Here is a 20,845-nt window from a genome sequence, read left to right as displayed (position 1 = left end):
GCTTCACGGCGCCTCCGGATCAGTACGGGTGCGGGTCGAGGGTGCGGTGCAGGTAGCGGCCCTCGCGGAAGGCCTGCGCGGCCGGGTGGGCGTCGCCGAGGGTGGTGGTGAGGCGGCGCAGGGCGGCCTGTTCGTCGGCGGCGGAGCGGCCCAGCAGGTCGTCGCGCATCAGGACCAGGTTGGCGCTGGCGCGGGCGGCGTCGGGGTGGTCGGGGCCGAGCAGGGCGTCGAGGCGGGCCACGACCGGCTCGATCAGGTCGTGGGCTTCGCGCACGGGGCCGGACTCGGCGGTGAAGATGGCCACGTTCATGCGGGCGGCCAGGGTGTACGGGTGGGCGGCGCCCAGCCGCGCGGTGAACTCGTCGGCGGCCTGCGTCGCCAGGCGCAGGGCGGTGGGCAGGTCGCCGGCGGCGCGGGCCACGGCCGAGCGGTTGTTGCGGCAGGTGATGGTGTGCGGGTGGGTGTCGCCGAGGCTGCGGCGGTACGCGCTCTCGACGCGGCCCAGTTCGTCGGCGGCGCTGTCGAGCTCGCCGACGGCCAGCGAGTTCACCGCGCGGCTCAGCCGGCACGCCAGCGTCTCGGGGCCGTCCGGGCCGAGGAGCCGGTTCAGGTTCTCGTACGCCCGCTCGAGGCGCGCGGCGGCCTGCCGGGCGCGGCCGGCGCTGCGCTCGGAGACGGCCAGGTTCGCCATCGTGCTGTACGTCTTGGGCGCGTTGTCGCCGTGCGCCTCGCGGTGCCGGTTGAGGATGTCGGTCAGCGTGGTGATCGACTCCTCGTACTCGCCGGCCTCGCGCAGGTCGCGGCCGTAGTTGTTGCCGGCGATCAGGGTGAGCGTGTGCAGCGGGCCGAGCACCAGCTCGCAGCGTTCGAAGGCGAGCCGTTCGCGGTCGCGGGCGTCGAGCACCCGCCCGGCGAGCCGTTCGGAGCTGGCCAGGTTGTTCATCGCCGACAGGGTGCGCGGGTGGTCGGGGCCGAAGTTCTCCAGCCAGGCCGCGTACGTGCGCTCGTCGTTGGCGAGCGCCTCGCCGTAGAGCCCGAGCGCGCGCAGGTCGCGGCCGAGCCCGTTCGCGGTGGTCAGGGTGTGCGGGTGGGTCTCGCCGAGCAGGTCGCGCTGGCGGGCCAGCACCGCCTCGTCGAGGGCCCGCGCCTCGGCGAACGCGGCCTGGTCGCACAGGATGTTGGCGAGGTTGAACTTCAGGTGCAGCAACTGCCGGTCGAGCGCGTCGCGTTCCGCGTCGTCGGCGAGCGTGGGGCGCAGCCGCTCCCAGCGCTCCACGAACAGGGTGCCCATCGCCCGGCCGTCGTTGAAGCCGCCGCTGAACCAGACGTACCGCAACCGGTCGATGATCAGCCGCCGGACGGCCTCCTCGCGGCTGTCGTAGGCGCGTGACACCTCCAGGTGCGGCCAGATCTGGCCGAAGACGGGCCAGGTGGCCGGGTCGTCGACCTCGCCGGGCGGCCGGGCCGCGGCGAGCACCAGGTGCACCTGGCGGCGGGCCTCGTCCTGCTCCTCGGCGCTCATCCGCTGGCGTACGACGTGTTGCACCATGCGGTGCACGTGCAGCTGCCCGCTGCCGACGTCGACCTTGAGCAGGGCCAGCTTGTTGATCTGCTGGACGAGGGCGCCGCGGTACATGGAGTCGGCGACCCGGCCGTCGAAGGGGCGCAGCAGCTCGGCCATCCGGTCGCCGTAGACGAGGTCGAGGGCGATCTGCGGGCCCATCACCGAGCACAGCTGCAGCAGCCGGTGCGCGGCCGCCGAGCGCTGCTGGAGCCGGGTCAGCGACAGCTCCCACACCGAGGCGAGGTTCTCCATGCCGTACCGGTCGATGTAGTCGAGGTACTCCCCCACCGGCTTGCCGGTGTCGGCCAGCCACGCCCCGGCGGCGGCCACCGCGATCGGCAGGTCGCCGAGCACCTCGGCCAGCCGGGAGGCGTCCTCGGCGCGCAGGTCCCGCACCCGCCGTCGCAGGTGGGCGACGCTCTCGCGGCGGTCGAAGACGTCCACCTGCACGGTCTGCGCCCGCTCGCCCCAGGCCGCGTCGCGGGAGGTGACGATGACGTGGCCGCCGGGGCCGCTGGGCAGGAACCGGCTGACGGTGGCGACGTCCTCCGCGTTGTCGAAGATGATCAGCCAGCGGGGCAGGACGGTGCCCTGGCGCAACGCGGTCAGCACGGCCTGCGCCTGGTCGGCGATGCCGCCGGCGCTGGGCAGCCCGAGCTCCTTGCCGAGCTCGGCGAGGGCGGTGTCGACGAAGGCGACCGGGTCGGCGTTGACCCACCAGACGACGTCGTACGCGTTGCGGAACCGGTGCGCGTACTCCATCGCCACCTGGGTCTTGCCGATGCCGCCCATGCCCTGCAGCGCGACCGGGGAGGCGCCCGACAGCACCACCGGGGTGCTGGCGCGCAGCAGCCGTTCGCGCAGGTTGAGCAGGTCGTCCTCGCGGCCGGTGAACTGCACGTTGCGGATCGGCGCGTTGAACAGCACGGTGGAGCGGCCCGGGTAGCGCAGGCCGACGCGGCCGCGGTCGAAGTCGTCGACCGCGTGGCCGACCAGCCGCAGCAGCCGGGTGATCGCCACCTCCTCGGTCTGCCCGGCGAGGAACGCGGAGTCGGCGTCGGCCACCCCGCGCAGCGGCCGCTCGTCGGTCACGTAGACGATCAGGGCGCCGCGCGCGTCGCCGCGGTCGCGGGAGGTGCGGGCGCGCTCGTCGGCGACGTTCGACGACGAGATCAGGGTCATCGGGCGGGCGCCGGGGGCGGGCTCGGCGCCGTCGAGGCCGACGGTGATGCCGGCCGCCTCGAGGACCTTGGCGACCCACTCGGCCCAGAGCCGGTCGTCGGGGGCGTAGCGCAGGGCGACGGCCGACTCGGGCAGCAGCATCGGGCGGACGAAACGGGCGGCGGTGCGCTCGCGCAGCGGCTCGTCCATGGCCGGCAGGCGGGTGATCTCACCCTCGGTGATGTACGAGGTGAGCGTCTCGTAGGCGGCCAGCATGGAGGTGCGCGAGCCGGGCCGGTCGCCGAAGGTCGCCAGGGTCTCCTCGTAGGCGTAGAACGGCAGGTACGGCACCTCGACGGTGGCCCAGTAGAGGTCACGCTCGGCGGGGCTGAGTCCGGCGGGCAGACCGGCGAAGCGCTGCTTGGCGGCGAGCCGGCCGGCCTCGGCGCGGTTCTTCTCGGCCAGGTCGACGCGCATCGGCACGGGCAGGATGCGCAGCGGCCGGGGGCCCTTCTCGCGGGTGATGTTCGCGGCGATCGTGGCGGCGCCGTCGATGCCCTGCTCGCTGAAGGTGAAGCAGTCGACCAGCACGTCGGGCATCTGCACGGTGCAGATGCCGGCCACGTCGCTCCACCCCGTACGGCTGTCGATCAGGGCGTAGTCGTAGTGGTCCTTCATGTCGGCGCGCAGCGCGTCGAACAGCTTGCCGCCGCCGAGCCGCTCGTAGAACTCGTCCCAGTCGCGCTCGTAGACGCTGCGCGCGTAGTGCCGGTTCTCGCTGCCGGCGCCGAGGAAGTCCAGCGTGCCGCCGTCCGGGAAGTGGTCCCACGAGATGGTGAAGGCGTGCCGGCTGACCCGGGCGAGGTCGCGGTGCCAGTTCTCGTCGCGGGGCACGTCGAGCAGGGTGGCCGCCTCGTACTCGCGGACCAGGTCGATCACTCCGCCGCTGTTGGCCAGCGCGGCCGGGTCGATGAACGGCCGGTAGAAGCGGTGCAGGCCGGGCGACTCGAGGTCCCAGTCGGCGACGAGCACCCGCTTGCCGTTGGCGGCGAGGATCCAGGCGACGTTGGCCAGCGCCATCGTGCGGCCGGTGCCGCCCTTGTACGAGTAGAACGTGACGACTTTGCCGCCGCCGTCAGTCATCGCTTGACTCTCCCCCGGAGATGTTGGGCAACGTCGGGTCGGGACCCTTGGGCAGGAACACCGGGGCGCTCTTGCGGTACGCGGTGCAGGCCTGGTCGATGATGGACGGCATCCGCTCGACCAGGCGCGCGGAGTCGCCGATCAGCGTGATGCGGCCCCGCTCGACCCCGGCGGCGACCAGGGTATCGGCCACGGCGGCGTGCAGGCGCGCGCCGCGCCCCGGCTCGTCGTCGGCGACCAGCAGCACGCTCGCCCACTCGGGCAGCCGCCGGGCGAGGCCGCGCAGCCGGTCGGTGCCGGCGGCGGTGGCGGCCAGCGCCGGGTCGACCAGCACCAGCGCGGCCCCGTCGGCGAGGCCCTGGTCACGGTCGACGACGCGGGCGGGCTGGCCGAGCCGTTCGGCCACGTTGGCCACGTACTCGGCGATGGGGAACCGCTCGCGGTACGGGTTCCAGCCGCGCCCGGCGGGGGCGAGCACCGCGACGGTGAACAGGATCTCGGCGCGGCCGGTCGGCTCGGCGGTGACCTCGTCGATCGCGACGGCCAGCGGGGCGGGCCGCGGCGCCTCGGCGGCCCGGGCGACGATCTCGCGCGCGAGCCGGCGCACGATGGTGCGGTACTCACGCCGGTACAGCGACAGCCGCGACATCGCCTGCAGTCCCTCGTCGCCGTACTCGGGGATGTCGCGGGCCAGGCGCAGCGCCGCCTCCCGCTCGTCCTCGTGCTCGTAGGACGGCCACGGCACCCACAGCACGGGCAGCAGGAACCGCTCGGCCATCGCCGGGTCGGCGTAGCGGCTGGCGAACGACGCGCGCTCGCGCAGCGGCCACGACTTGTTGAAGTAGCCCGGCGAGTAGAGCGCCACGAACACGTCGCTGCTGCTGAGCACCCCGGCCAGCGCGGTCTTCCAGTCGGTCATCGGCTCGACCAGGTCGTCGTAGTAGCCGACCGGGGTGCGCCGGTCGGCGCCCACCTGCCGGGCCACCTCGGCGGACAGCTCGCTGAACAGATGACCGGCCCAGTAGTCGGTGTCCGGCCGGTCGTCGGCGCGCAGCCGCGCCGAATGCCCGTACGACAGATAGAAGTAGTAGCGCGGCGTCATGACCCGCTCCCCTCGAAGGAGGTGCCCAGCTCGCTGGTGTCCGTGACGTGCAGCGGCTCGACCCGGTAGGACCGGTGGATGCGCACCACGTGCTGCGCCAGCCGCCAGACGATCGCCTGGTAGACGTTCTCCTGCCCGGTGCGCAGCAGGCCGAGCATGCCCTCGGCCTGGTAGCCGGCGCGGAAGTCGTCGCGCAGCCGGGTCGGCATGAACAGGTTGACCTCGGCGACCACCGGCGGCAGCGGCCAGGTGACCGGGGTCCACAGCACCGGCACGATGGCGCTCTCGGCCGGGTCGGCGTCCGGGTGCCGGGCGATCACCCGCCGCTTGGCGAACAGGTGCCATTCGCGGGCGCACCACTTGCTGCTGGTCAGGTAGGGCTCGGAGATCAGGCAGACGAAGACCTGGCAGGTGCCCGCGGCGCGCAGGATGCGGCGGCGCCACAGCTCGCCCCCGTCGCCGGCGACGTCCATGAAGCCCGGGTCGCGGCCGGGAACGTACCCGATCAGGTTGTTGACGTCCTCGGTGAGGTCGTCGAAGAAGCGCATGACGTCGCGGTTGGCCTCGCGCGGCACGCCGACGGTGGCGGGCTTGGGCCGCCAGTAGCTCAGGAAGAAGACCGGGGCGGCCGGGTCGTCGGGCACGCCCGGTTGTTCCGGCATCGACACACCCCAGTGAATCATGTCGGCACAATATCTACTGCGGACGGTCAGCCGGGCCATCCGTGCACCGTGGCGGCCATGTGAGCGACGAAGCGCGTGCCGGCCGGGGTGAGCCGGTCGCCGGTGAGCAGGTCGTCGATCGCCTCGGCGGTCCAGTCGCGATATTTGCGGAACAGGGTGCGCCCGGCCGGGTCGCCGTCGCGCTCGGCCCGGTGCCGCCACACGTCGGCCACCCCGAGATGCGCGTACGCGCCCTGCAGCGCCGCCTCGACGGGGCGCGGGTCGGGCCGCCATCCGACGGTGAGCCGGTCGCCCGCGGCCTCCTCGGGCACCAGGTCGATCAGGTCGAGCACCGCGCCGAGCTTGGTGTGCTGAAACTCGTGCACCAGCAGCACGGCGGCCGCGGCCGGGTCGGGGGTGTGCGCCACGCCGAGCGCGCCGAACGCGTGCCGCGAGGTGGCGCTGCGCAGCGTGCCGTCCCGCGCCGGGGCCAGCGGCACGATCGCCCGCAACCCGCGGCGCATCCCGGCGGCCTGCTCGGGCGCGTCGAGGCCGACCTGCTCCCACGCCCCGGCGAGCAGGTCGGCCCAGTCCCGTTCGGCGGCGGCGCCGAGGCGGCCCGCGGCCGCGAACTCCAGGCGGTCGCGGTACGGGTCGGCGTCCTCCAGCTGCACGCGTACGCCGTCGAGCAGCACCCAGCGCGCCGGATGCCAGCCGGGCACGTGCCCGGCGCCGCCACCGGCCGGGACCTCGGCGCGCCCGCCGGGCCAGCGCAGCACGCACCACGCCGGGCCGGTGGTGACGTGCACCTGCTCGGCGGGGGCCTCGAACACCCCGACGGTGGGCAGGTGCAGCAGGCCGTCGTGGGTGTGCACCTGCACGTCGGCGCGCACCCCGGCGCGCACGGCCACGGCCGCCGCGATCGCCGCGGTGCGGTCCGGCTCGGCGTCCTTGCCGTCCAGGCAGGACACCGCCCACGCCCGGACGAACGGGTGGCCGAGCACGGCGTCGAAGTCGGCCGGCGCCGCGCGCTCGAGCTCGGCGAGCAGTTCGCCGCCGGACGCGGTCTCGCCGAGGATCTCGCTGACCAGGGCCCGGTTGACGGCCAGCTCGGCCTCGGCGAGCAGCGCGACCGCGGCGGCGTCGCCGTAGCCGTGGGCGAGCCGCTCGAAGGCGTCGTCCGGGAGCGCGCCGAGGTCACCGCCGACCGGACCGGGGTGCTCGTTGATCACGGTGATCAGCTCCTTCAGGTCGTCGCAGTACACCGAGGGGTTGTCGAAGCCGTTCGCGGACCGGTAGCGGTGCGCGACGAGGCCGCCGCCGCACTGGTGGACGACGGCGCAGGCGCGGCAGGTGGCGCTGAGCACGGCGAGGCCGCCGCGCCGGCGGCGCATCGCGGGGGTGCCGGCCACCTCGTCGGCGCTCGCCGTGTGCACGGTCAGGCCGGTGGCGCCGCCGCCGTCGCGGGTGGTCTTCATCGAGTCCGGCTCCTCCCAGGCGCCGTCGGTCTCGATGACCACGACGTCGCCCGCGTCGACGCCGACCGCCTCGGTGAAGGTGGGCCCGCCCCGGCCGAGCGAGCGGATCGAGTCGAACAGCCGGACCGGCACGGGCCGGCCGTCGTCGTTCCATCGTTCGTGAAACGCTCGGAGCCATGCGCCCGCGCTGCCCGGCGACGGCGGATCGTCCCAGGTGGCATGCGGCAGCAGGAGATCGACGGCGGGCGGGCGCTCGGCGAGCAGGGCTCGGTAGACGCCGACCGGATCGTTGGCCACGTCCACAGTGCACAGGATCCCCGCATAAAGGGGGCGGTGCTCGCGGAGCAGGGCGAGCGCGCGCAAGGTCTGGGGATGGCTGGTGGCGCCGTTGCGGAACCGGCGGTGCCGGTCGTTGGCCGCGCGGCCACCGTCGAGCGACACCCCGACCCGCACCTCGTGGCGCAGCAGCATCGCGCAGGTCGCGGCCGTCAGGCGTACCCCGTTGGTCTGCATCCGCAGGTCGAGCTCGCAGACCGCGCCGATCGTGGCGCGCAGGATCGTGAGGATCTCGTCGAGCCGCGCCGCGCCCAGCAGCAGCGGCTCGCCGCCGTGCACGACGACCCCGACGCGGGGCAGGTGATGGCGGGCGGCGTGCTCGGCGATGCGCTCGGCGGCCCGCGCGGCCGTCGCCGCCGACATCGCCGGCGGGCGGCCGCGCCACGACTGGTCGGCGTGCTCGAACACGTAGCAGTGGTCGCAGGCCAGGTCGCAGCGGCTGTGAACCTTCAGCACGAAGTGGCGCAGCGGGCGCCACGGGGTCGACACCGGCGGGTCAGATCCCCGAGGAGAAGGGAGTCACCTCGGCCCTCTCGGCCTCGCGGCGCACGATCCGCCGCACGATCGTCGCGGACACGGCATGGTCGATGCGGTCGATCGGCGTCCGGCGGACCTCGTCGAGCGGTGCCTCCGCGGATGCCTGACCTGCCAAAGCTTGAGATGCCAGAGCCTGCTGTGTCACGCGCGCCTCCCCCAGGTAGCCACCTGGAAGCATAGACAACACTGGACGTCATGTCACGGGCACGTCACGTGATCACTGTCAGAGCCGGTTGGTGCCGATCACGCGGAAGACCCCGGTCAGCTCGAGCACCCGCGGCTCCTCCACGTCGTTGTCGCAGAGCAGGGCCACCGGCTGCCGGGGCAGCTGCGAGACCTTGTCCGGCAGCCAGCCCACGACCAGCCAGATCTTGTCACTGCCGGGCGTCTCGCCGACCTCGCGAAGGTAGAGCGGGTAGTGCTGCGGGATCATGGTGCTGACGGTACGCGACGGATGCCCGGCTTGTGGCGATTACCGGCTGCGGCGCACGCTCCAGCGTGACCAGGCCGCTGGAGTGCAGCGACCCGATCACGTCCATCCCCGCAGTCTGCGCGCGCCGGGTGAGCACAGGGTTAAGCGATCTGGTGCAGCTCCTCCACCCGTCCCCGGCGGGTGTTGAGGACCTTGGCGGGCACGGGCGGCGGTGCGGCACGGCCCTCCGCGTACGCGTCGAACAGGGCCACGTCGACCTCGTCGTCCGGGCCCGGCATTGGATCCCAGGTGTCCCACGGCAGCGTCTCGACCCCGCCGACGGCGGCGAGGTCGTACAGCACGTCCCCGGCCACGAACCACTCGCCGGCCAGGCCCGAGCCGCTGAGGCCGAACGACGCCGGGTCGGCGCCGCCGCGCAGCAGCCGCCACGCGTCGGGACCGGGCACGAACGCACCCGCCGGCATGTCCAGCGGGTCGAACGTGATACCCAGCGCCGCGCGCTGCACGTCGTCGATCTGCGGGTCCACCCACCGGCCGTCGCCGAGCTCGACCACCCAGTGGTCCTCGTACCAGCCGGGGATGAAGTACGTGGCGAAACCGGCCCGGGCCCGCGCCTCGATCCCGTGCGCGCGCAGCATCGCGACCAGCACGACCGAGAGGTTGCGGCACATCGCCGGCAACCGCCCGGCCGGCTCCCGGGCGACGTCCAGCGGGCGGCCGTCCCGTTGCAGCGCCGCGTCGAGCAGGTCCTCGGCGCGGCGCAGATGCACGGCCTCGAGCTCCTCGGGACTGTGCTCGACTCCGTACCTCTGCGCCCACCGCTCGTGCAGGAACAGGCCCTGCACGACTCGGGTGAGGGAGGCGACATCGCCCGCAAGGGCGGCGACGGCCGGGGCGTGCCGGCCGAGATCGGTCATCGTCATGCGCCCATCCGACAGCCTGACACCGTGTGAGGGTCAACCCCGCCGGCGCAGCTTCACCGTGCTGTCGGTGCGCTGGTGGCCGTTGTGCTCGCGCGGATGCTCCTCGGCGAGCAGCGTCTCCCAGCCCTCGCCGAGACCCAGCGACGCGATGGTCTCGGCGGGGGTCTCGAACGTCAGGTCGCCGTGCTGGTGGGCGAACGGGCCCGCGTCCATGTGCCCCTCGATCAGCAGGACGCCGCCGGGCGCGACCGCGGCGGCCGCGCGGCGCAGCACCGCCGCACGGTCGAAGCCGCCCCAGGAATAGAGAAACTGCGCGCTGACCAGGTCGTACTCGCCGTCGGGGAACTCCGTGGACAGGTCGTGGCGCTGCCAGTCGACGGTCACCCCCGCCTCGGCGGCGTGCGACGCGGCCCGCGCCAGGGCCACCCCGGAGACGTCGGTACCGGTGACCCGCCAGCCTCGCCGCGCCAGCCAGATCGAGTCGGCGCCCTCGCCGCACCCCAGATCGAGGGCACGGCCCGGCGGCAGATCGGCGACCTCCCGCACGAACACCACGTTCGGGTTGCCGCTCCACACCCGGTCGCTCTCCGCGTACCGGGCATCCCATTCAGCTTCGATGCTCATGCGCACAGCCTGCGATCAACCGGCGCGAGCCGGCAAGGGAACTTGCCGGAACGGCAAATCAGCCCGCGCGGCGGCGGGCCCGGCGCGCGGCCAGCTCGTCACCCGCGGCCGGCTCCGGCGCGGGACCCACCGGCTGCGGGCCGGCGGCCGGCTCGGCGGGCAGGTTGAGCAGAGAACCCTGGATCTCCTTGAAGGCGCCGCCGATCGCGATGCCGAACACGCCCTGGCCGCCCTGCAACAGGTCGACGACCTCCTCCGGCGACCGGCACTCGTACACGGTCGTGCCGTCGGAGATCAGCGTGATGCCCGCCAGATCCTCCACGCCGCGCGAGCGCAGCGTCTCGATCGCCCGGCGGATGTTCTGCAGCGACACACCGGCGTCCAGCAGGCGCTTGACCACCTTGAGAACGACCAGGTCGCGGAACGAGTAGAGCCGCTGCGTGCCGGAACCCGACGCGTCCCGGATGCTCGGCACCACGAGCGTCGTGCGCGCCCAGTAGTCGAGCTGACGGTAACTGATGCCGACCGCCTGGCACGCCGTCACCCCGCGATACCCTACCGAGCCGTCCTCGCCGACGAGAGGGCCATCTTGATGTTCAAGAGGCTGCTCGTGCACGCGACCACCTCCCCGCTGCGCGGTGCCGCCGCTTCACCTGGACTTCACGAGCGTATATCTCAGGCGACGCGGAAACAGCTAGGTAACGCCACGACACGCCGCGCACGAGCGAGGCAAGTATCGATCTTCAACCTCTTCGGGGACCGATGTCAGCCCGCGAAGTCCTCCGGCCGCACCTGGTCGAGGAACTCGCGGAACTTCTCGACCTCGTCCTCCTGCTCGTCCGGGATGACGATGCCCGCCTCGGTCAGCACCTGATCCGCACAGCGGATCGGCGCGCCCACCCGCAACGCCAGGGCGATCGAGTCGCTCGGCCGGGCCGACACCCGCAGGCCGTCACCGATCAGCAGATCGGCGTAGAAGACGTTGTCCTTCAGCTCCGTGATCTCCACGGCGGTCAGCGGCGCCTCGAGCGCCGCCAGGATGTCGCGCAGGAGGTCGTGGGTCAGCGGGCGAGCGGGCTTGACGCCCTGCTGCTCGTACGCGATGGCCGTCGCCTCGACAGCGCCGATCCAGATCGGAAGATACCGATCGCCGTCGACCTCCCGCAGCAGGACGATCGGCTGGTTGCTGGGGAGCTCCACCCGAACTCCGACCACGCTCAGCTCGCGCACCGCCCGCCTCCGTGTCGTCTTTTTGTCGCGCCGCCCCCGCAACGGCTGCCCCTAACCTGCACGGTACACGCCCCTCGTCCGGATCCCACGAGTGCGGCATACCCACCTCGCGAACGCCGAACCGGCCTCAGCGCCCCAGCTCTCCCCGCAGCCCCGCCCGCACCAGCGCCGCGTGCAGCCGCTGCGACAGCGCCTGCAGGTCCCGGGCGGTCTCGGCGGCACGAGCACGCGCCGCCGGGTCGCTCTGGCGCACCAGGGGCGCCAGGAGCTGCGTGAACAGGCCCACCTCGCGGTCGGCCGCGGCCCGGAACCCGCGCAGATGGCGCACCTCCAGGCCGTACTTCGTCAGGCCCACCACGGCCTCCACGATGACCACCGCGTCGCCGTCGTACCACCCCGGCGGGCGCGCGCTCACCAGGCCCATCGCCTCGAGCTCGTCGAGCAGCTCCGCGGGCGCGCCCGTGCGTTCGATCACATCCTCCCGGGGGACCCGGGTGTCGGACGGATCGGCCGCCTTCTCGGCGCCCACCGCGACCAGGTTGGGCCGGGCCGGCGGCGCCGGCTCGGCCTCCATCCGGTCGAGCTGCTCACGGATCACCCGCAGCGGAAGGTACTGGTCGCGCTGCGCGGTCAGCACGAACCGCAGCCGCGCGACGTCGTTCCACGAGTACTTGCGGTACCCGGAGGCGGTGCGCTGGGGATCGACCAGCCCCTCCGCCTCCAGGAACCGCAACTTGGAGATCGTGGTGTCGGGGAACTCGGTGCGCAGATGGGCCAGCACCTCCCCGATGCTCATCAGCGCAGGCTCGCGCCCGCCCTGGGGACGCGAGGCCCCCGGGTCGCGCGCGGCCGCCCCCGACGAGCTCACGCCCCGCTACCCTCGCCCTCCGGCCGCGGGCCGGCGATGAACACCAGACGGAACTTGCCGATCTGCACCTCGTCGCCGTTGCTCAGCGTCGCCGCCTCGACCCGCTCCCGGTTCACGTACGTGCCGTTGAGCGAGCCGACGTCGCGCACCGTGAAGGTACCGCCGTCGCGGTGGAACTCGGCGTGCCGGCGGGACACCGTCACGTCGTCGAGGAAGATGTCACTGTCGGGGTGCCGGCCGCTGGTCGTCACGTCGTGATCGAGCAGGAACCGCGCGCCCGCGTTGGGGCCGCGGCGCACCACGAGCAGCGCCATGCCGGGCGGGAGCGAGCCGGACATGCGGCTCGGCACCACGTCGGTATCGGGTCCCTCGAGCACCTCGTCGAGCGCACCGAGGTTCAGCGTGGACGTGACGTCGAGTGGGGGGAACTCGTCGTCTGGGCGCGTCATCGGACCACCTCACGGATCAGTTGGTCGCCGCCATGCGGCATGGGATCACCCCCGCCGCGGCCATATGGCCCGGACACACGACTATCGGTTTCAAAGGCATAACATTTGTTGTGCCCCGCGAGCCTAGTGAAGGCCAATATCGCGGGGCAACCGGACGCGCGGACGCAACGTTCACACGCCGCAAAAGCTGTACTACAACAGAAGCCGTTCAGCTCTCGGTGATCGCCTGATAAGCGCTCGCGTCGAGCAGACCCGCCAGCTGCGACGGATCCGACGGAGCGATCTCGACGAGCCAGCCGGCCGCGTACGGCTCGGCGTTGATGAGCTCCGGCTCGTCGGTGAGCGACGCGTTCTTGGCGACCACCGTGCCCGAGATGGGCGCGTAGATCTCCGAAACGCTCTTCGTCGACTCGATCTCGCCGAGGGAGTCGCCCGCCGACAACTCGGTGCCCTCCTCCGGCAGGTCGACGAAGACGATGTCGCCCAGCGCATCCTGCGCGAAGTGGGTGATGCCCACACGCACGGGCCCGCTGCCGTCTCCGGCCACCCACTCGTGCTCAGCCGTGTACCGCAGGTCCTCAGGAATCACGCAATCTCTCCCGTTTCACGAATCCCCGTTTGTCGCGCGGACAACTATGAAGCCGGCCGCGCGTATCGCAATGTCGTGGCGTCCCGGATCGCGGTCACCTCGACCATGGTCCGTTGTTCCATCGTCACGCTACCGCCGCCGCTGTTCACCGACGCGACCACCCCGCCGGGGATTTGCAGCGCGGTTTGCATCGTCTGTGGCACACCGATGACGGTCAGCACGTACGGGCCGGTGAGCCGCTGTCCGTCGGCGATGATCCCGCCGCCTTCGGCGTCCACGAAATAGCTGGACGCGACGATTCTCACGGTGCCGCCACCGGCACCGGCGATCTGCATCACCTCACCGCCTGCGCCGCGCAGCTCCTGCACGGCGTTGAGGATCGCCGACGCCTTCACCTTGTCGATATTGATCACCAGCCCCGGCCCGCGCCCCGGCAACGTGCCCGCCAGCAGACCGAGCTCGTCGGCCCGCTTGTCGGCCTCCTCGAGCGCCGCCTGCCGGCCGGCCACACCCGAGGTGAGCTGCCGCTGGCTGTTCTCCAGGGCGCTGATCTCGGACTGCAGCCGGCTGTCCCGCGCCTCCAGGTCCGACAGGATGCGCACCAGGTCCTCCTGCCGCGCGCCGGCCAGCCCGTCGTCGGTGTTGTTGCTGCGCAGTTGCACCACGAGCGTGAAGCCGAACAGCGCCAGCAGCAACGCGATCAGCGCCGCGGCACTCGACGGGCGCTTGCGCTGCTCCGCGCCGGGCGGTGGCGCGCCGTCGTCCGCTTCCGGTTCCTTCGGCGGTGCGCCGTGAGCACCGCTCACCTGATCGGGTGACCCCGCGCCGCCCGACTCGGTCTCCGTCGCGTCCACCGACGCCGTCGCGGGTCCCGGCGGCAGCGCCGGGCTGCCGTCCGGGCCCGGGGGTGGCGGCGGCGCGGGCCTGGCCGTCTCGACGGTCGGGCCCTCGTCGGCGGGCGCCATCTCGATCGTGCCGTAGCGCGGCAGCTCGCCGGTGTGCGCCGGCTTGCGGCCCGCGGTGGGCAGCTCGCCGCCCTGCTCGGGCTCCCCTGCTTGCTCGGGCCTGCCGGCCTGCTCGGGCCGACTGGCCTGCTCGGGCCGACTGGCCTGCTCGGGCCGACTGGCCTGCTCGGGCTTGTCGGCCGCCTTGGAGCGCCGCTCGGGCTCGTTCTCGTCGCTCATGTCCCGCTCACCCATGTCGCGGCCGATCATGCCCGGAACAGGTGCCGGCGAATCGCCGCCACATTGCCGAAGATGCGCACGCCGAGGACGACCACCACACCGGTCGAGAGCTGACCGCCCACGCCGAGCTGGTCGCCCAGATAGACGATCAGCGCGGCGACGAGCACGTTCGAGATGAACGAGATCACGAACTGCTTGTCGTCGAAGATGCCGTCGAGCTTCGCGCGCACCCCGCCGAACACCGCGTCGAGCGCGGCCACCACCGCGATCGGCAGGTACGGCTGCAACGCGGCCGGCACCGTGGGGTTGAACACGATGCCCAGCACGACACCGGCGATCAGGGCGAGTACGGCGATCATCGGCCGCCTTCCGACGAGGAGCTCTCGTCCGGCACCGCGGACGACATGGGGGGTGACATCTGGGTGGAGGGCGCGGGCGGTGGCGCCGACGGCTCGGCCACCCGCAGCTTCAGCTCGGTCGCCGCCTCCAGCGTCACGTCGTCCACGTCCTCCGACCGGAACGACATGCCGTACTTGGCGCCCAGCTGCTCGAAGAACTTGCCGGCGTAGCCGTTCCGGAAGTCCTTCGCGAGATCGTCCGGCCCGATCGCGACCACCTCGTACGGCGTGGTGACCGGCCGGAAGTCGACCAGGATCGCCTCGCCGGCCTGCCGGATCGTCGAGGTCGCCGTCAGCCGCTGCCCGTTGATCGCGATGGCCTCGGCCCCGAGCGACCAGAGCGCGTTCGTGGCGAGTTGAAGATCACTGTCCTTGACCCGCGCGACGGTGTTGCGCTCCCCCGTCACCGGGTTGATCGGCGTAGGGCCGTCCGCCACGGTGATCCGCGCGCCCGAGCCGGTCACCCGGGCCAGCCCCGTGGCCGCCTCCAGGTCGCGCAGCCGCTGCACGGTGGTGCTGCTCAGCTCCCGCTCGCGCAGCTCCGCGACCTCGTCGCCGAGCGCCTCGGCACGGTCCTGCAGCCGCGTGGTGTCCTCGCGGCGCTTCTGCACCTGCTCGACCAGCTCCGCGCGGGCGGTGGTCCGCGCCGGCTCGTCCGCCACCGTCTGCTGGTAGGCCACGACGAGCAGGAACCCGAGCGCCACCAGGGTCAGCGCCGACACCCCGCTGGTGACCCACTTGCGCGCCCCGGTGGGCTCGCCCTCCACGGCCTTGCGCGCGGCCGCGTCGGCGTACCCGGGATCGAGCGGGTTCCGGAAGAGCTCGGTGAGGAAGTCCGGCGCGTAGACCCGCTTCGGCGGCGTGTCGTCGTCGCCGGCGGTGTTCGGGTCGGTCATCAGGACGCCGTCCGCGCTCCGGCGGCCACCCGGTCGGCGCGCAGCAGCCGGGCCACCTGGATCAGATAGAGCACGCCGGCCGCCCAGTACAGCGCCAGCGCCCACCAGGCGAGGCCCCAGCCGACCGGACCGGCCCACCAGTCCAGCGACGGCACGGCCCGGCCGAGCAGGATCACCGGGAACGCGAAGAGCAGCACGAACGTGCCCGTCTTGCCGAGATAGTGCACCGGCGGCGGGCCGTACCCGTGGCGGCGCAGCACCAGCAGCGCGATGCCGAGCACCACCTCGCGCAGCAGCAGCGCGCCGGTCAGCCAGTAGGGCACCACGCCCCGGATCGTGAACCCGATCAGCGTGGCCAGGATGTAGAGCCGGTCCGCGAACGGGTCGAGCAGCGTGCCGAGGCGGCTCACCGAGTTCATCCGGCGCGCCACGTAGCCGTCGACCCAGTCGGTCGTGCCGCCGATCGCGATCACGATCACCGCGGCCACGTCGTGGTGCGGCCCGAGCAGCAGATAGAGGAAGAGCGGCACCCCGAGCAGCCGGATGAAGCTGATCACGTTGGGGATCGTCCAGATCCGATCGGAGGCGGCGATGGACGGCGCAGGCTGCTGCGACATCGCGGTTTCCTCTCCCCCTCCGGCGCGGGGCACGGCCTCGTCCCGGCCACACACGGCGCCCAGCCGACCCCATCGACTGACTCGACCATGCACCCAGCCGGGCGGCTGTGTCCCTCGAACGTCCGGACCCCCTGCCCGGCCACTCGCCGAGCAACTATAACCAGCCCCAGGTTCCCGCTCACGGACCCGTAGCGCGTCGCACAGCGTGTCCGGCATCCTAGGAACCTAGTCTTCCGGGGTCGGGCACAGAAAACCGGCCGCCTCTCGACGGCCGGTCCGCTGCGTGTCAGCGGCGCCCTCGGCGCGCCCTCACATAGTCGTCCACCACGTAACGCCCCAGCTCCTCGGCGTCGGGGCTGAAGACCCGCCCGCCGTTGCGCTCGGCGACCGCGGCCACGAAGCGCTGCAACCCCGGGTCCTCGCCCAGCATGAAGACGTTGAGCGTGGCCCCGAACCGCGTCAGATGGTCGACCTCGTGGATGGTCGCCCGCACCGTCTCGGGCAGCGGCGGCCACCAGAACACCGCCTCGCCGTCCGGCTCCAGGTGGGCCGTCGGCTCGCCGTCGGTGACCACCAGCACCACCGGCTCGGCGCCCGGGTGGCGGCGCAGGTGACGCCCGGCGAGCTTGAGCGCGTGCTGGAGGTTGGTGCCCTTCTCGGCCGTGGGGTCGATCGCGGCGAGCTCGCCCTGCGACAGCGCGGCGGCGTGCAGGCCGAAACCGATGATCTGGAGCGAGTCCTGCGGGAACTGGGTCGCGACCAGGTGGGACAGCGCGAGCGCCGTCTGCTTCATCGGCCCCCAGCGGCCGTCCGCATACATCGAATAGGACAGGTCGACCAGCAGCGCGACGGCCGCCGACGCGCGCCGCTCGGTCTCGGCCACCTCGAAGTCGTCCGGCTCCAGCCGCACCGGCAGCACCCCCACGTTGCCGCCGGCGGCTCGGCGACGGACCGCGTTGCCGATCGTGCGGACCACGTCGAGCGGCTGCTCGTCGCCGAACTCCCACCGGCGCGACGACCCGATCAGGTCGCCCGCCGCGCCGGCGTCGCGCAGGTCGTGCTGGCCCTGCTTGCGGCCGGACAGGTCGTCGAAGACCTTGGCCAGGGCCGTGCGGCCCAGCCGGCGCAGCGCCTTGGGCGAGAGGGTGAGCCCCTCGGCGTCGCGGGTCACCCAGCCCTGCCGCGACAGCTCCCGCTCGAGCTCGCGCAGCCGCCGCACGTCGTCGGCGGCCGAGCGGCCCAGCTGGCGCTCCACCATCTCGACGTCGACGTCGTCGAGGGTCGCGCCCGGATGCTCCTGGCCCAGCTGGTCGAGCAGCTCGTCGAGCTCGCCGATCTCGCCCAGCGCGGCGGCCGCGTCGCCGTAGCCGAGGTCGTCGGGCCCGCGCATGCGCTCGCCCCGGCCCCAGTTGAGCTGGGGCCGCAGCGCCCGCAGGTTGTCGGTGAGCTCCGCCAGCCGGCCGCGCAGCGGGCCGTCGCCGAGCGCCTGGTCCATCAGGCGCGACAGCTCCTCCTGCTGCTGCGGCGACAACGACCGCATCAGCCGCTCCGCCGCCGCGGCGCGCCGGGCCAGCGAGTCGATCAGCTCGTCGATGTCCTTCGGATTCTCCGGGAAGAACTGCCCGTGCTTGTCCATGAACTGCTGGAACGCGTCGGACGTGTCCTCGCCGCGGGCATGCTTCTCGAGCAGCTGGTTGAGGTCGGCCACCATCTCCTCGACGCCGGCGAAGTCGCCGTTCTCGAGCGCCTGCTTCATGCCCGCGAAGCGCTGCTCGACCACCTCGCGCCGGAGCCCGTCGAGGATCTGCTGATAAAGCCCCCGGGCCTCGTCGGAGGCCCAGTTGTACTCGGAGAGCTCCTCGACGGCGCGCGAGGTCGACCGGGGCAGATTGTCCAGGACGGCCTCGGAGAAGCGCGCCTCGGGATCGTCGGGCCGGGCCCGCAACGCGTCGCGCTCGGTCGCGAGCGCCTGGTCGAGCAGCTGCTGCGCCCGGGTGACGGCACCGTCGAGGTTGCCCCGGCGCAGCGCGTCGCGGCGCAGGCGCCGGGCCCGGTCGCGCAGCTCGTCGAGCCCCCGCCCGGACCGTGGCCCGCGGCGGATCAGGTCGCGGAGCACGTCGCGCAGGCTGTCGCCGGCGAGCACCCGCTCGCCCACCTCGTCGACGGCCGCGCGCACGTCGTAGGGCGGCGCGAGCGGATCAGGCCCGTCGCGCCACGCCCCGTAGCGAAATCTGTTGCCCGCCATGTCAGCTCCCGTAGAGGGTGCGGCCGTCGTCGGTGAGCTCCTTGGCCAGCCGGCGGGTGAGGTGCAGGCCCTCGAGGACGAACTCGATGCCCGAGGCGGCCTGCCCCGGCGACGGCGCGTCGCCGAGCCCGAGCCGGTCGAGCACCTTGGCCAGCCCCGGCACCGGGCCGATCTGGCCGAGCAGCTCGTCGGCGCTGACCAGGTCGCCGGTCTCGATGATCGCGCCCTCGGCGACCAGCGACGTGAAGCCGGACAGGTCGAGCCCGCCCAGCCGGTCGCGGAACGTCTCGGCCGTCGCCACCCGCAGCAGGTGGGCCAGCACCTCGGTCTCGCGGCCCTCCTCACCGCTCTCGAACTCGACCTTGCCGCGCAGCGTCGACGTCACCGACGGCGTGTCGCCGATGCGCGCGACCGCCTCGGCCTCGCCGCGCAGGCCGGCCCGGCGCAGCGCGGACGCCGCCACCGTCTCGGCCGCCGCGATCGCGAACCGCGCCGAGATGCCCGACCGGGCGTCGACGGCCGGCGACTCGCGGACCGCCCGCGTGTAGCGCGCGAGCACGTCGATCAGGTGGTCGGGCACGGACGCGACCAGCGCCGCCTCCTGCCGGATCAGCTCGGTCTCGAGCGTCAGGTCGACCGGGTAGTGCGTGCGGATCTCGGCGCCGAACCGGTCCTTGAGCGGCGTGATGATGCGGCCGCGGTTGGTGTAGTCCTCCGGGTTGGCGGAGGCCACGAGCAGCAGGTCGAGCGGCAGCCGCAACTGGTAGCCGCGGACCTGGATGTCGCGCTCCTCGAGCACGTTGAGCAGCGACACCTGGATGCGCTCGGCCAGGTCGGGCAGCTCGTTGACCGCGAAGATGCCGCGGTTGGTGCGCGGCACGAGACCGAAGTGGATCGTCTCGGGGTCGCCCAGGGCGCGGCCCTCGGCCACCTTGATCGGATCGACGTCGCCGATCAGGTCGCCGACGCTCGTGTCGGGGGTGGCCAGCTTTTCGCCGTATCGCTCGGAGCGGTGCAGCCAGGAGATCGGCAGCAGGTCACCGGTCTCGCCGGCCAGCCGCCGCGAGGCGGGCGTCAGCGGATGGTAGGGGTGCTCGTGCAGCTCGGAGCCGGCGATCACCGGCGTCCACTCGTCGAGCAGGCCGATCAGGCCGCGGATGAGCCGGGTCTTGCCCTGCCCGCGCTCGCCGAGCAGCACCATGTCGTGCCCCGCGAGCAGGGCGCGCTCCACCTCGGGCAGCACCGTGTCGTCATAGCCCACGATGCCCGGGAAGCGCGGCGCGCCGGCGCGCAGCCGCTCGAGCAGGTTGTCGCGCAGCTCCTGCTTCACGCTGCGGTAGGCGTGGCCGGAGGCCCGCAGCTCACCCAGGGTGCGCGGAAGGTCGGAGGGAATCTCGGGCGTGATCGCAACTGGTGCATCTGTCACGGCAACGACGCTACTCCGGCGGTGTGACAAGTTGATGTGACGAAAGATCCGGAATCGCGCATGTGACGGCCGCCACAGCCGCACCCCTACTTTTGGCGCTGGTGCCCGCGACGCCCCGGGCGCAAGGCTTGCCCCATGACGCGAATCGAACGATGGGTGGCCTTCAGCGACGACCCGAAGGGCGGCAACCCGGCCGGTGTCGTGCTCGACGCCGCCGGGCTCGACGACGAGGCCATGCTGCGCATAGCGGCCGAGGTGGGCTATTCGGAGACGGCCTTCGTCACCGGAGACCGCATCCGCTACTTCAGCCCGCTCGCCGAGGTGCCCTTCTGCGGCCACGCCACGGTCGCCACGGCCGTCGCGCTGGGTCCCGGCCACCACGTCTTCGTGACCAACGCCGGCGAGGTGCCGGTCAGCGTCAGCGACGGCGTCGCCACCCTGACCAGCGTCGCCCCGTCCGTGGCCGAGCTGCCCGCGGACGACCTCACGGCCCTGCTGGCCGCCCTGCGCTGGAGCCCCGCCGACCTGGACGCGGCGCTGCCGCCCCGGGTCGCCTACGCCGGCGCCCACCACCCGGTCATCGCCGCGGGCAGCCGCGAGCGCCTGGCCGACCTCGACTACGACGTCCCCGCCCTCAAGGCCCTGATGGAGTCGCGCGGCTGGACCACCGTGCAGCTCGTCCACCGGGCCGCCGACGGCAGCTTCGACGTCCGCGACCCGTTCCCCGTCGGCGGCGTCTACGAGGACCCGGCCACCGGCGCGGCCGCCGCGGCCCTGGGCGGCTACCTGCGCGCCCTCGGCCTGGTGCCGGACGACGCCACCATCGACCTCCGGCAGGGCGACGACCTGGGCCGGCCCAGCCGGATCACCGTCGAGCTGCGCTCCGGCGTGCCCGGCGTGCGCGTCCGCGGCAAGGCGGTGCCGATGACAGCCTGACGAGCGGGGCCGGGCAGGCGGCCGGGCGGTGGCGGCGCGGCGGC

General features: G+C 73.0%; 20 protein-coding genes. 1 reads left to right on the top strand and 19 read right to left on the bottom strand.

What is annotated here, in order from left to right; genetic code table 11:
* Positions 1-19: 19 nt before the first annotated feature.
* The 19 genes from fxsT to Ade02nite_RS26730 all read right to left on the bottom strand — a co-directional run bounded on the left by fxsT (position 20) and on the right by Ade02nite_RS26730 (position 19,865).
* A complete protein-coding gene (fxsT, locus tag Ade02nite_RS26820) occupies positions 20-3,868 on the bottom strand; it encodes an FxSxx-COOH system tetratricopeptide repeat protein (protein WP_203769614.1) in 3,849 nt (1,282 codons plus the stop codon).
* Complete coding sequence (locus Ade02nite_RS26815; RefSeq protein WP_203769612.1) at positions 3,861-4,970, bottom strand: TIR domain-containing protein; 1,110 nt, start codon at positions 4,968-4,970, stop codon at positions 3,861-3,863. Before Ade02nite_RS26815 ends, fxsT begins: the two co-directional genes overlap by 8 nt.
* Entirely contained in the window at positions 4,967-5,653 is a 687-nt protein-coding gene (locus Ade02nite_RS26810) for a TIR-like protein FxsC (protein ID WP_203769610.1), read from the bottom strand. The genes Ade02nite_RS26815 and Ade02nite_RS26810 overlap by 4 nt, the downstream gene beginning before the upstream one ends.
* A 26-nt stretch (positions 5,654-5,679) precedes the next feature.
* A complete protein-coding gene (locus Ade02nite_RS26805; protein WP_203769608.1) occupies positions 5,680-7,935 on the bottom strand; it encodes an FxsB family cyclophane-forming radical SAM/SPASM peptide maturase in 2,256 nt (751 codons plus the stop codon).
* Positions 7,936-7,942: 7 nt separating this feature from the next.
* Positions 7,943-8,128: a hypothetical protein gene (locus tag Ade02nite_RS26800; protein ID WP_203769606.1), complete on the bottom strand. Its 186-nt coding sequence runs from the start codon at positions 8,126-8,128 to the stop codon at positions 7,943-7,945.
* A gap of 78 nt (positions 8,129-8,206) precedes the next feature.
* Positions 8,207-8,416 (bottom strand): hypothetical protein, encoded by a 210-nt coding sequence (locus Ade02nite_RS26795; protein WP_203769604.1) that lies wholly within the window; start codon positions 8,414-8,416, stop codon positions 8,207-8,209.
* Between the two features lie 140 nt (positions 8,417-8,556).
* On the bottom strand, positions 8,557-9,339 hold the full coding sequence (locus tag Ade02nite_RS26790; RefSeq protein ID WP_203769603.1) for a transglutaminase domain-containing protein: 783 nt from the start codon (positions 9,337-9,339) through the stop codon (positions 8,557-8,559).
* 33 nt (positions 9,340-9,372) lie between these two features.
* A complete protein-coding gene (locus Ade02nite_RS26785; protein ID WP_203769601.1) occupies positions 9,373-9,963 on the bottom strand; it encodes a class I SAM-dependent methyltransferase in 591 nt (196 codons plus the stop codon).
* 58 nt (positions 9,964-10,021) lie between these two features.
* Positions 10,022-10,579 (bottom strand): MerR family transcriptional regulator, encoded by a 558-nt coding sequence (locus Ade02nite_RS26780; RefSeq protein WP_203769599.1) that lies wholly within the window; start codon positions 10,577-10,579, stop codon positions 10,022-10,024.
* A gap of 149 nt (positions 10,580-10,728) precedes the next feature.
* A complete protein-coding gene (locus tag Ade02nite_RS26775) occupies positions 10,729-11,193 on the bottom strand; it encodes a bifunctional nuclease family protein (protein ID WP_203769597.1) in 465 nt (154 codons plus the stop codon).
* 127 nt (positions 11,194-11,320) lie between these two features.
* On the bottom strand, positions 11,321-11,989 hold the full coding sequence (gene ftsR / locus Ade02nite_RS26770) for a transcriptional regulator FtsR (protein ID WP_203769595.1): 669 nt from the start codon (positions 11,987-11,989) through the stop codon (positions 11,321-11,323).
* 68 nt (positions 11,990-12,057) lie between these two features.
* Positions 12,058-12,510 (bottom strand): oxoglutarate dehydrogenase inhibitor Odhl, encoded by a 453-nt coding sequence (gene odhI / locus Ade02nite_RS26765; protein ID WP_203769593.1) that lies wholly within the window; start codon positions 12,508-12,510, stop codon positions 12,058-12,060.
* 208 nt (positions 12,511-12,718) lie between these two features.
* Positions 12,719-13,099, bottom strand: a complete 381-nt coding sequence (gene gcvH, locus Ade02nite_RS26760) for a glycine cleavage system protein GcvH (protein ID WP_203769591.1) — start codon at positions 13,097-13,099, stop codon at positions 12,719-12,721.
* Between the two features lie 44 nt (positions 13,100-13,143).
* Positions 13,144-14,298: a DUF881 domain-containing protein gene (locus Ade02nite_RS49580; RefSeq protein ID WP_239169071.1), complete on the bottom strand. Its 1,155-nt coding sequence runs from the start codon at positions 14,296-14,298 to the stop codon at positions 13,144-13,146.
* An 11-nt stretch (positions 14,299-14,309) separates the two neighbouring features.
* Positions 14,310-14,642 (bottom strand): small basic family protein, encoded by a 333-nt coding sequence (locus Ade02nite_RS26750; RefSeq protein WP_203769589.1) that lies wholly within the window; start codon positions 14,640-14,642, stop codon positions 14,310-14,312.
* Positions 14,639-15,577 (bottom strand): DUF881 domain-containing protein, encoded by a 939-nt coding sequence (locus tag Ade02nite_RS26745; RefSeq protein ID WP_203769588.1) that lies wholly within the window; start codon positions 15,575-15,577, stop codon positions 14,639-14,641. The genes Ade02nite_RS26750 and Ade02nite_RS26745 overlap by 4 nt, the downstream gene beginning before the upstream one ends.
* A complete protein-coding gene (gene clsA / locus Ade02nite_RS26740) occupies positions 15,577-16,194 on the bottom strand; it encodes a cardiolipin synthase ClsA (protein WP_203769587.1) in 618 nt (205 codons plus the stop codon). Before clsA ends, Ade02nite_RS26745 begins: the two co-directional genes overlap by 1 nt.
* A gap of 286 nt (positions 16,195-16,480) precedes the next feature.
* Positions 16,481-18,439 carry a vWA domain-containing protein gene (locus Ade02nite_RS26735; RefSeq protein WP_203769586.1) on the bottom strand — a complete coding sequence of 653 codons (1,959 nt, stop codon included), beginning with the start codon at positions 18,437-18,439 and terminating at the stop codon, positions 16,481-16,483.
* Position 18,440: 1 nt separating this feature from the next.
* On the bottom strand, positions 18,441-19,865 hold the full coding sequence (locus tag Ade02nite_RS26730; protein WP_203769585.1) for a sigma 54-interacting transcriptional regulator: 1,425 nt from the start codon (positions 19,863-19,865) through the stop codon (positions 18,441-18,443).
* Between the two features lie 135 nt (positions 19,866-20,000).
* Between Ade02nite_RS26730 and Ade02nite_RS26725 the strand changes: the two genes are divergently transcribed.
* Positions 20,001-20,801, top strand: a complete 801-nt coding sequence (locus Ade02nite_RS26725) for a PhzF family phenazine biosynthesis protein (protein WP_203769583.1) — start codon at positions 20,001-20,003, stop codon at positions 20,799-20,801.
* Positions 20,802-20,845 lie beyond the last annotated feature (44 nt).

Origin of the sequence: Paractinoplanes deccanensis (assembly GCF_016862115.1) — a bacterium.
GTDB lineage: Bacteria > Actinomycetota > Actinomycetes > Mycobacteriales > Micromonosporaceae > Actinoplanes > Actinoplanes deccanensis.
Note: the sequence above shows the minus strand (reverse complement) of the source record. Positions and strands in the feature narration are given on the sequence as shown.

Excerpts from the sequence above, each read along its gene's own strand:
- Ade02nite_RS49580 (WP_239169071.1), bottom strand. The coding sequence starts at position 14,298 with ATGGGTGAGCGGGACATGAGCGACGAGAACGAGCCCGAGCGGCGCTCC.
- Ade02nite_RS26735 (WP_203769586.1), bottom strand. The coding sequence starts at position 18,439 with ATGGCGGGCAACAGATTTCGCTACGGGGCGTGGCGCGACGGGCCTGAT.
- fxsT (WP_203769614.1), bottom strand. The coding sequence starts at position 3,868 with ATGACTGACGGCGGCGGCAAAGTCGTCACGTTCTACTCGTACAAGGGC.
- Ade02nite_RS26815 (WP_203769612.1), bottom strand. The coding sequence starts at position 4,970 with ATGACGCCGCGCTACTACTTCTATCTGTCGTACGGGCATTCGGCGCGG.
- Ade02nite_RS26785 (WP_203769601.1), bottom strand. The coding sequence starts at position 9,963 with ATGAGCATCGAAGCTGAATGGGATGCCCGGTACGCGGAGAGCGACCGG.
- clsA (WP_203769587.1), bottom strand. The coding sequence starts at position 16,194 with ATGTCGCAGCAGCCTGCGCCGTCCATCGCCGCCTCCGATCGGATCTGG.
- Ade02nite_RS26745 (WP_203769588.1), bottom strand. The coding sequence starts at position 15,577 with ATGACCGACCCGAACACCGCCGGCGACGACGACACGCCGCCGAAGCGG.
- ftsR (WP_203769595.1), bottom strand. The coding sequence starts at position 11,989 with ATGAGCATCGGGGAGGTGCTGGCCCATCTGCGCACCGAGTTCCCCGAC.
- odhI (WP_203769593.1), bottom strand. The coding sequence starts at position 12,510 with ATGACGCGCCCAGACGACGAGTTCCCCCCACTCGACGTCACGTCCACG.
- Ade02nite_RS26750 (WP_203769589.1), bottom strand. The coding sequence starts at position 14,642 with ATGATCGCCGTACTCGCCCTGATCGCCGGTGTCGTGCTGGGCATCGTG.
- Ade02nite_RS26810 (WP_203769610.1), bottom strand. The coding sequence starts at position 5,653 with ATGATTCACTGGGGTGTGTCGATGCCGGAACAACCGGGCGTGCCCGAC.
- Ade02nite_RS26725 (WP_203769583.1), top strand. The coding sequence starts at position 20,001 with ATGACGCGAATCGAACGATGGGTGGCCTTCAGCGACGACCCGAAGGGC.
- Ade02nite_RS26795 (WP_203769604.1), bottom strand. The coding sequence starts at position 8,416 with ATGATCCCGCAGCACTACCCGCTCTACCTTCGCGAGGTCGGCGAGACG.
- Ade02nite_RS26790 (WP_203769603.1), bottom strand. The coding sequence starts at position 9,339 with ATGACGATGACCGATCTCGGCCGGCACGCCCCGGCCGTCGCCGCCCTT.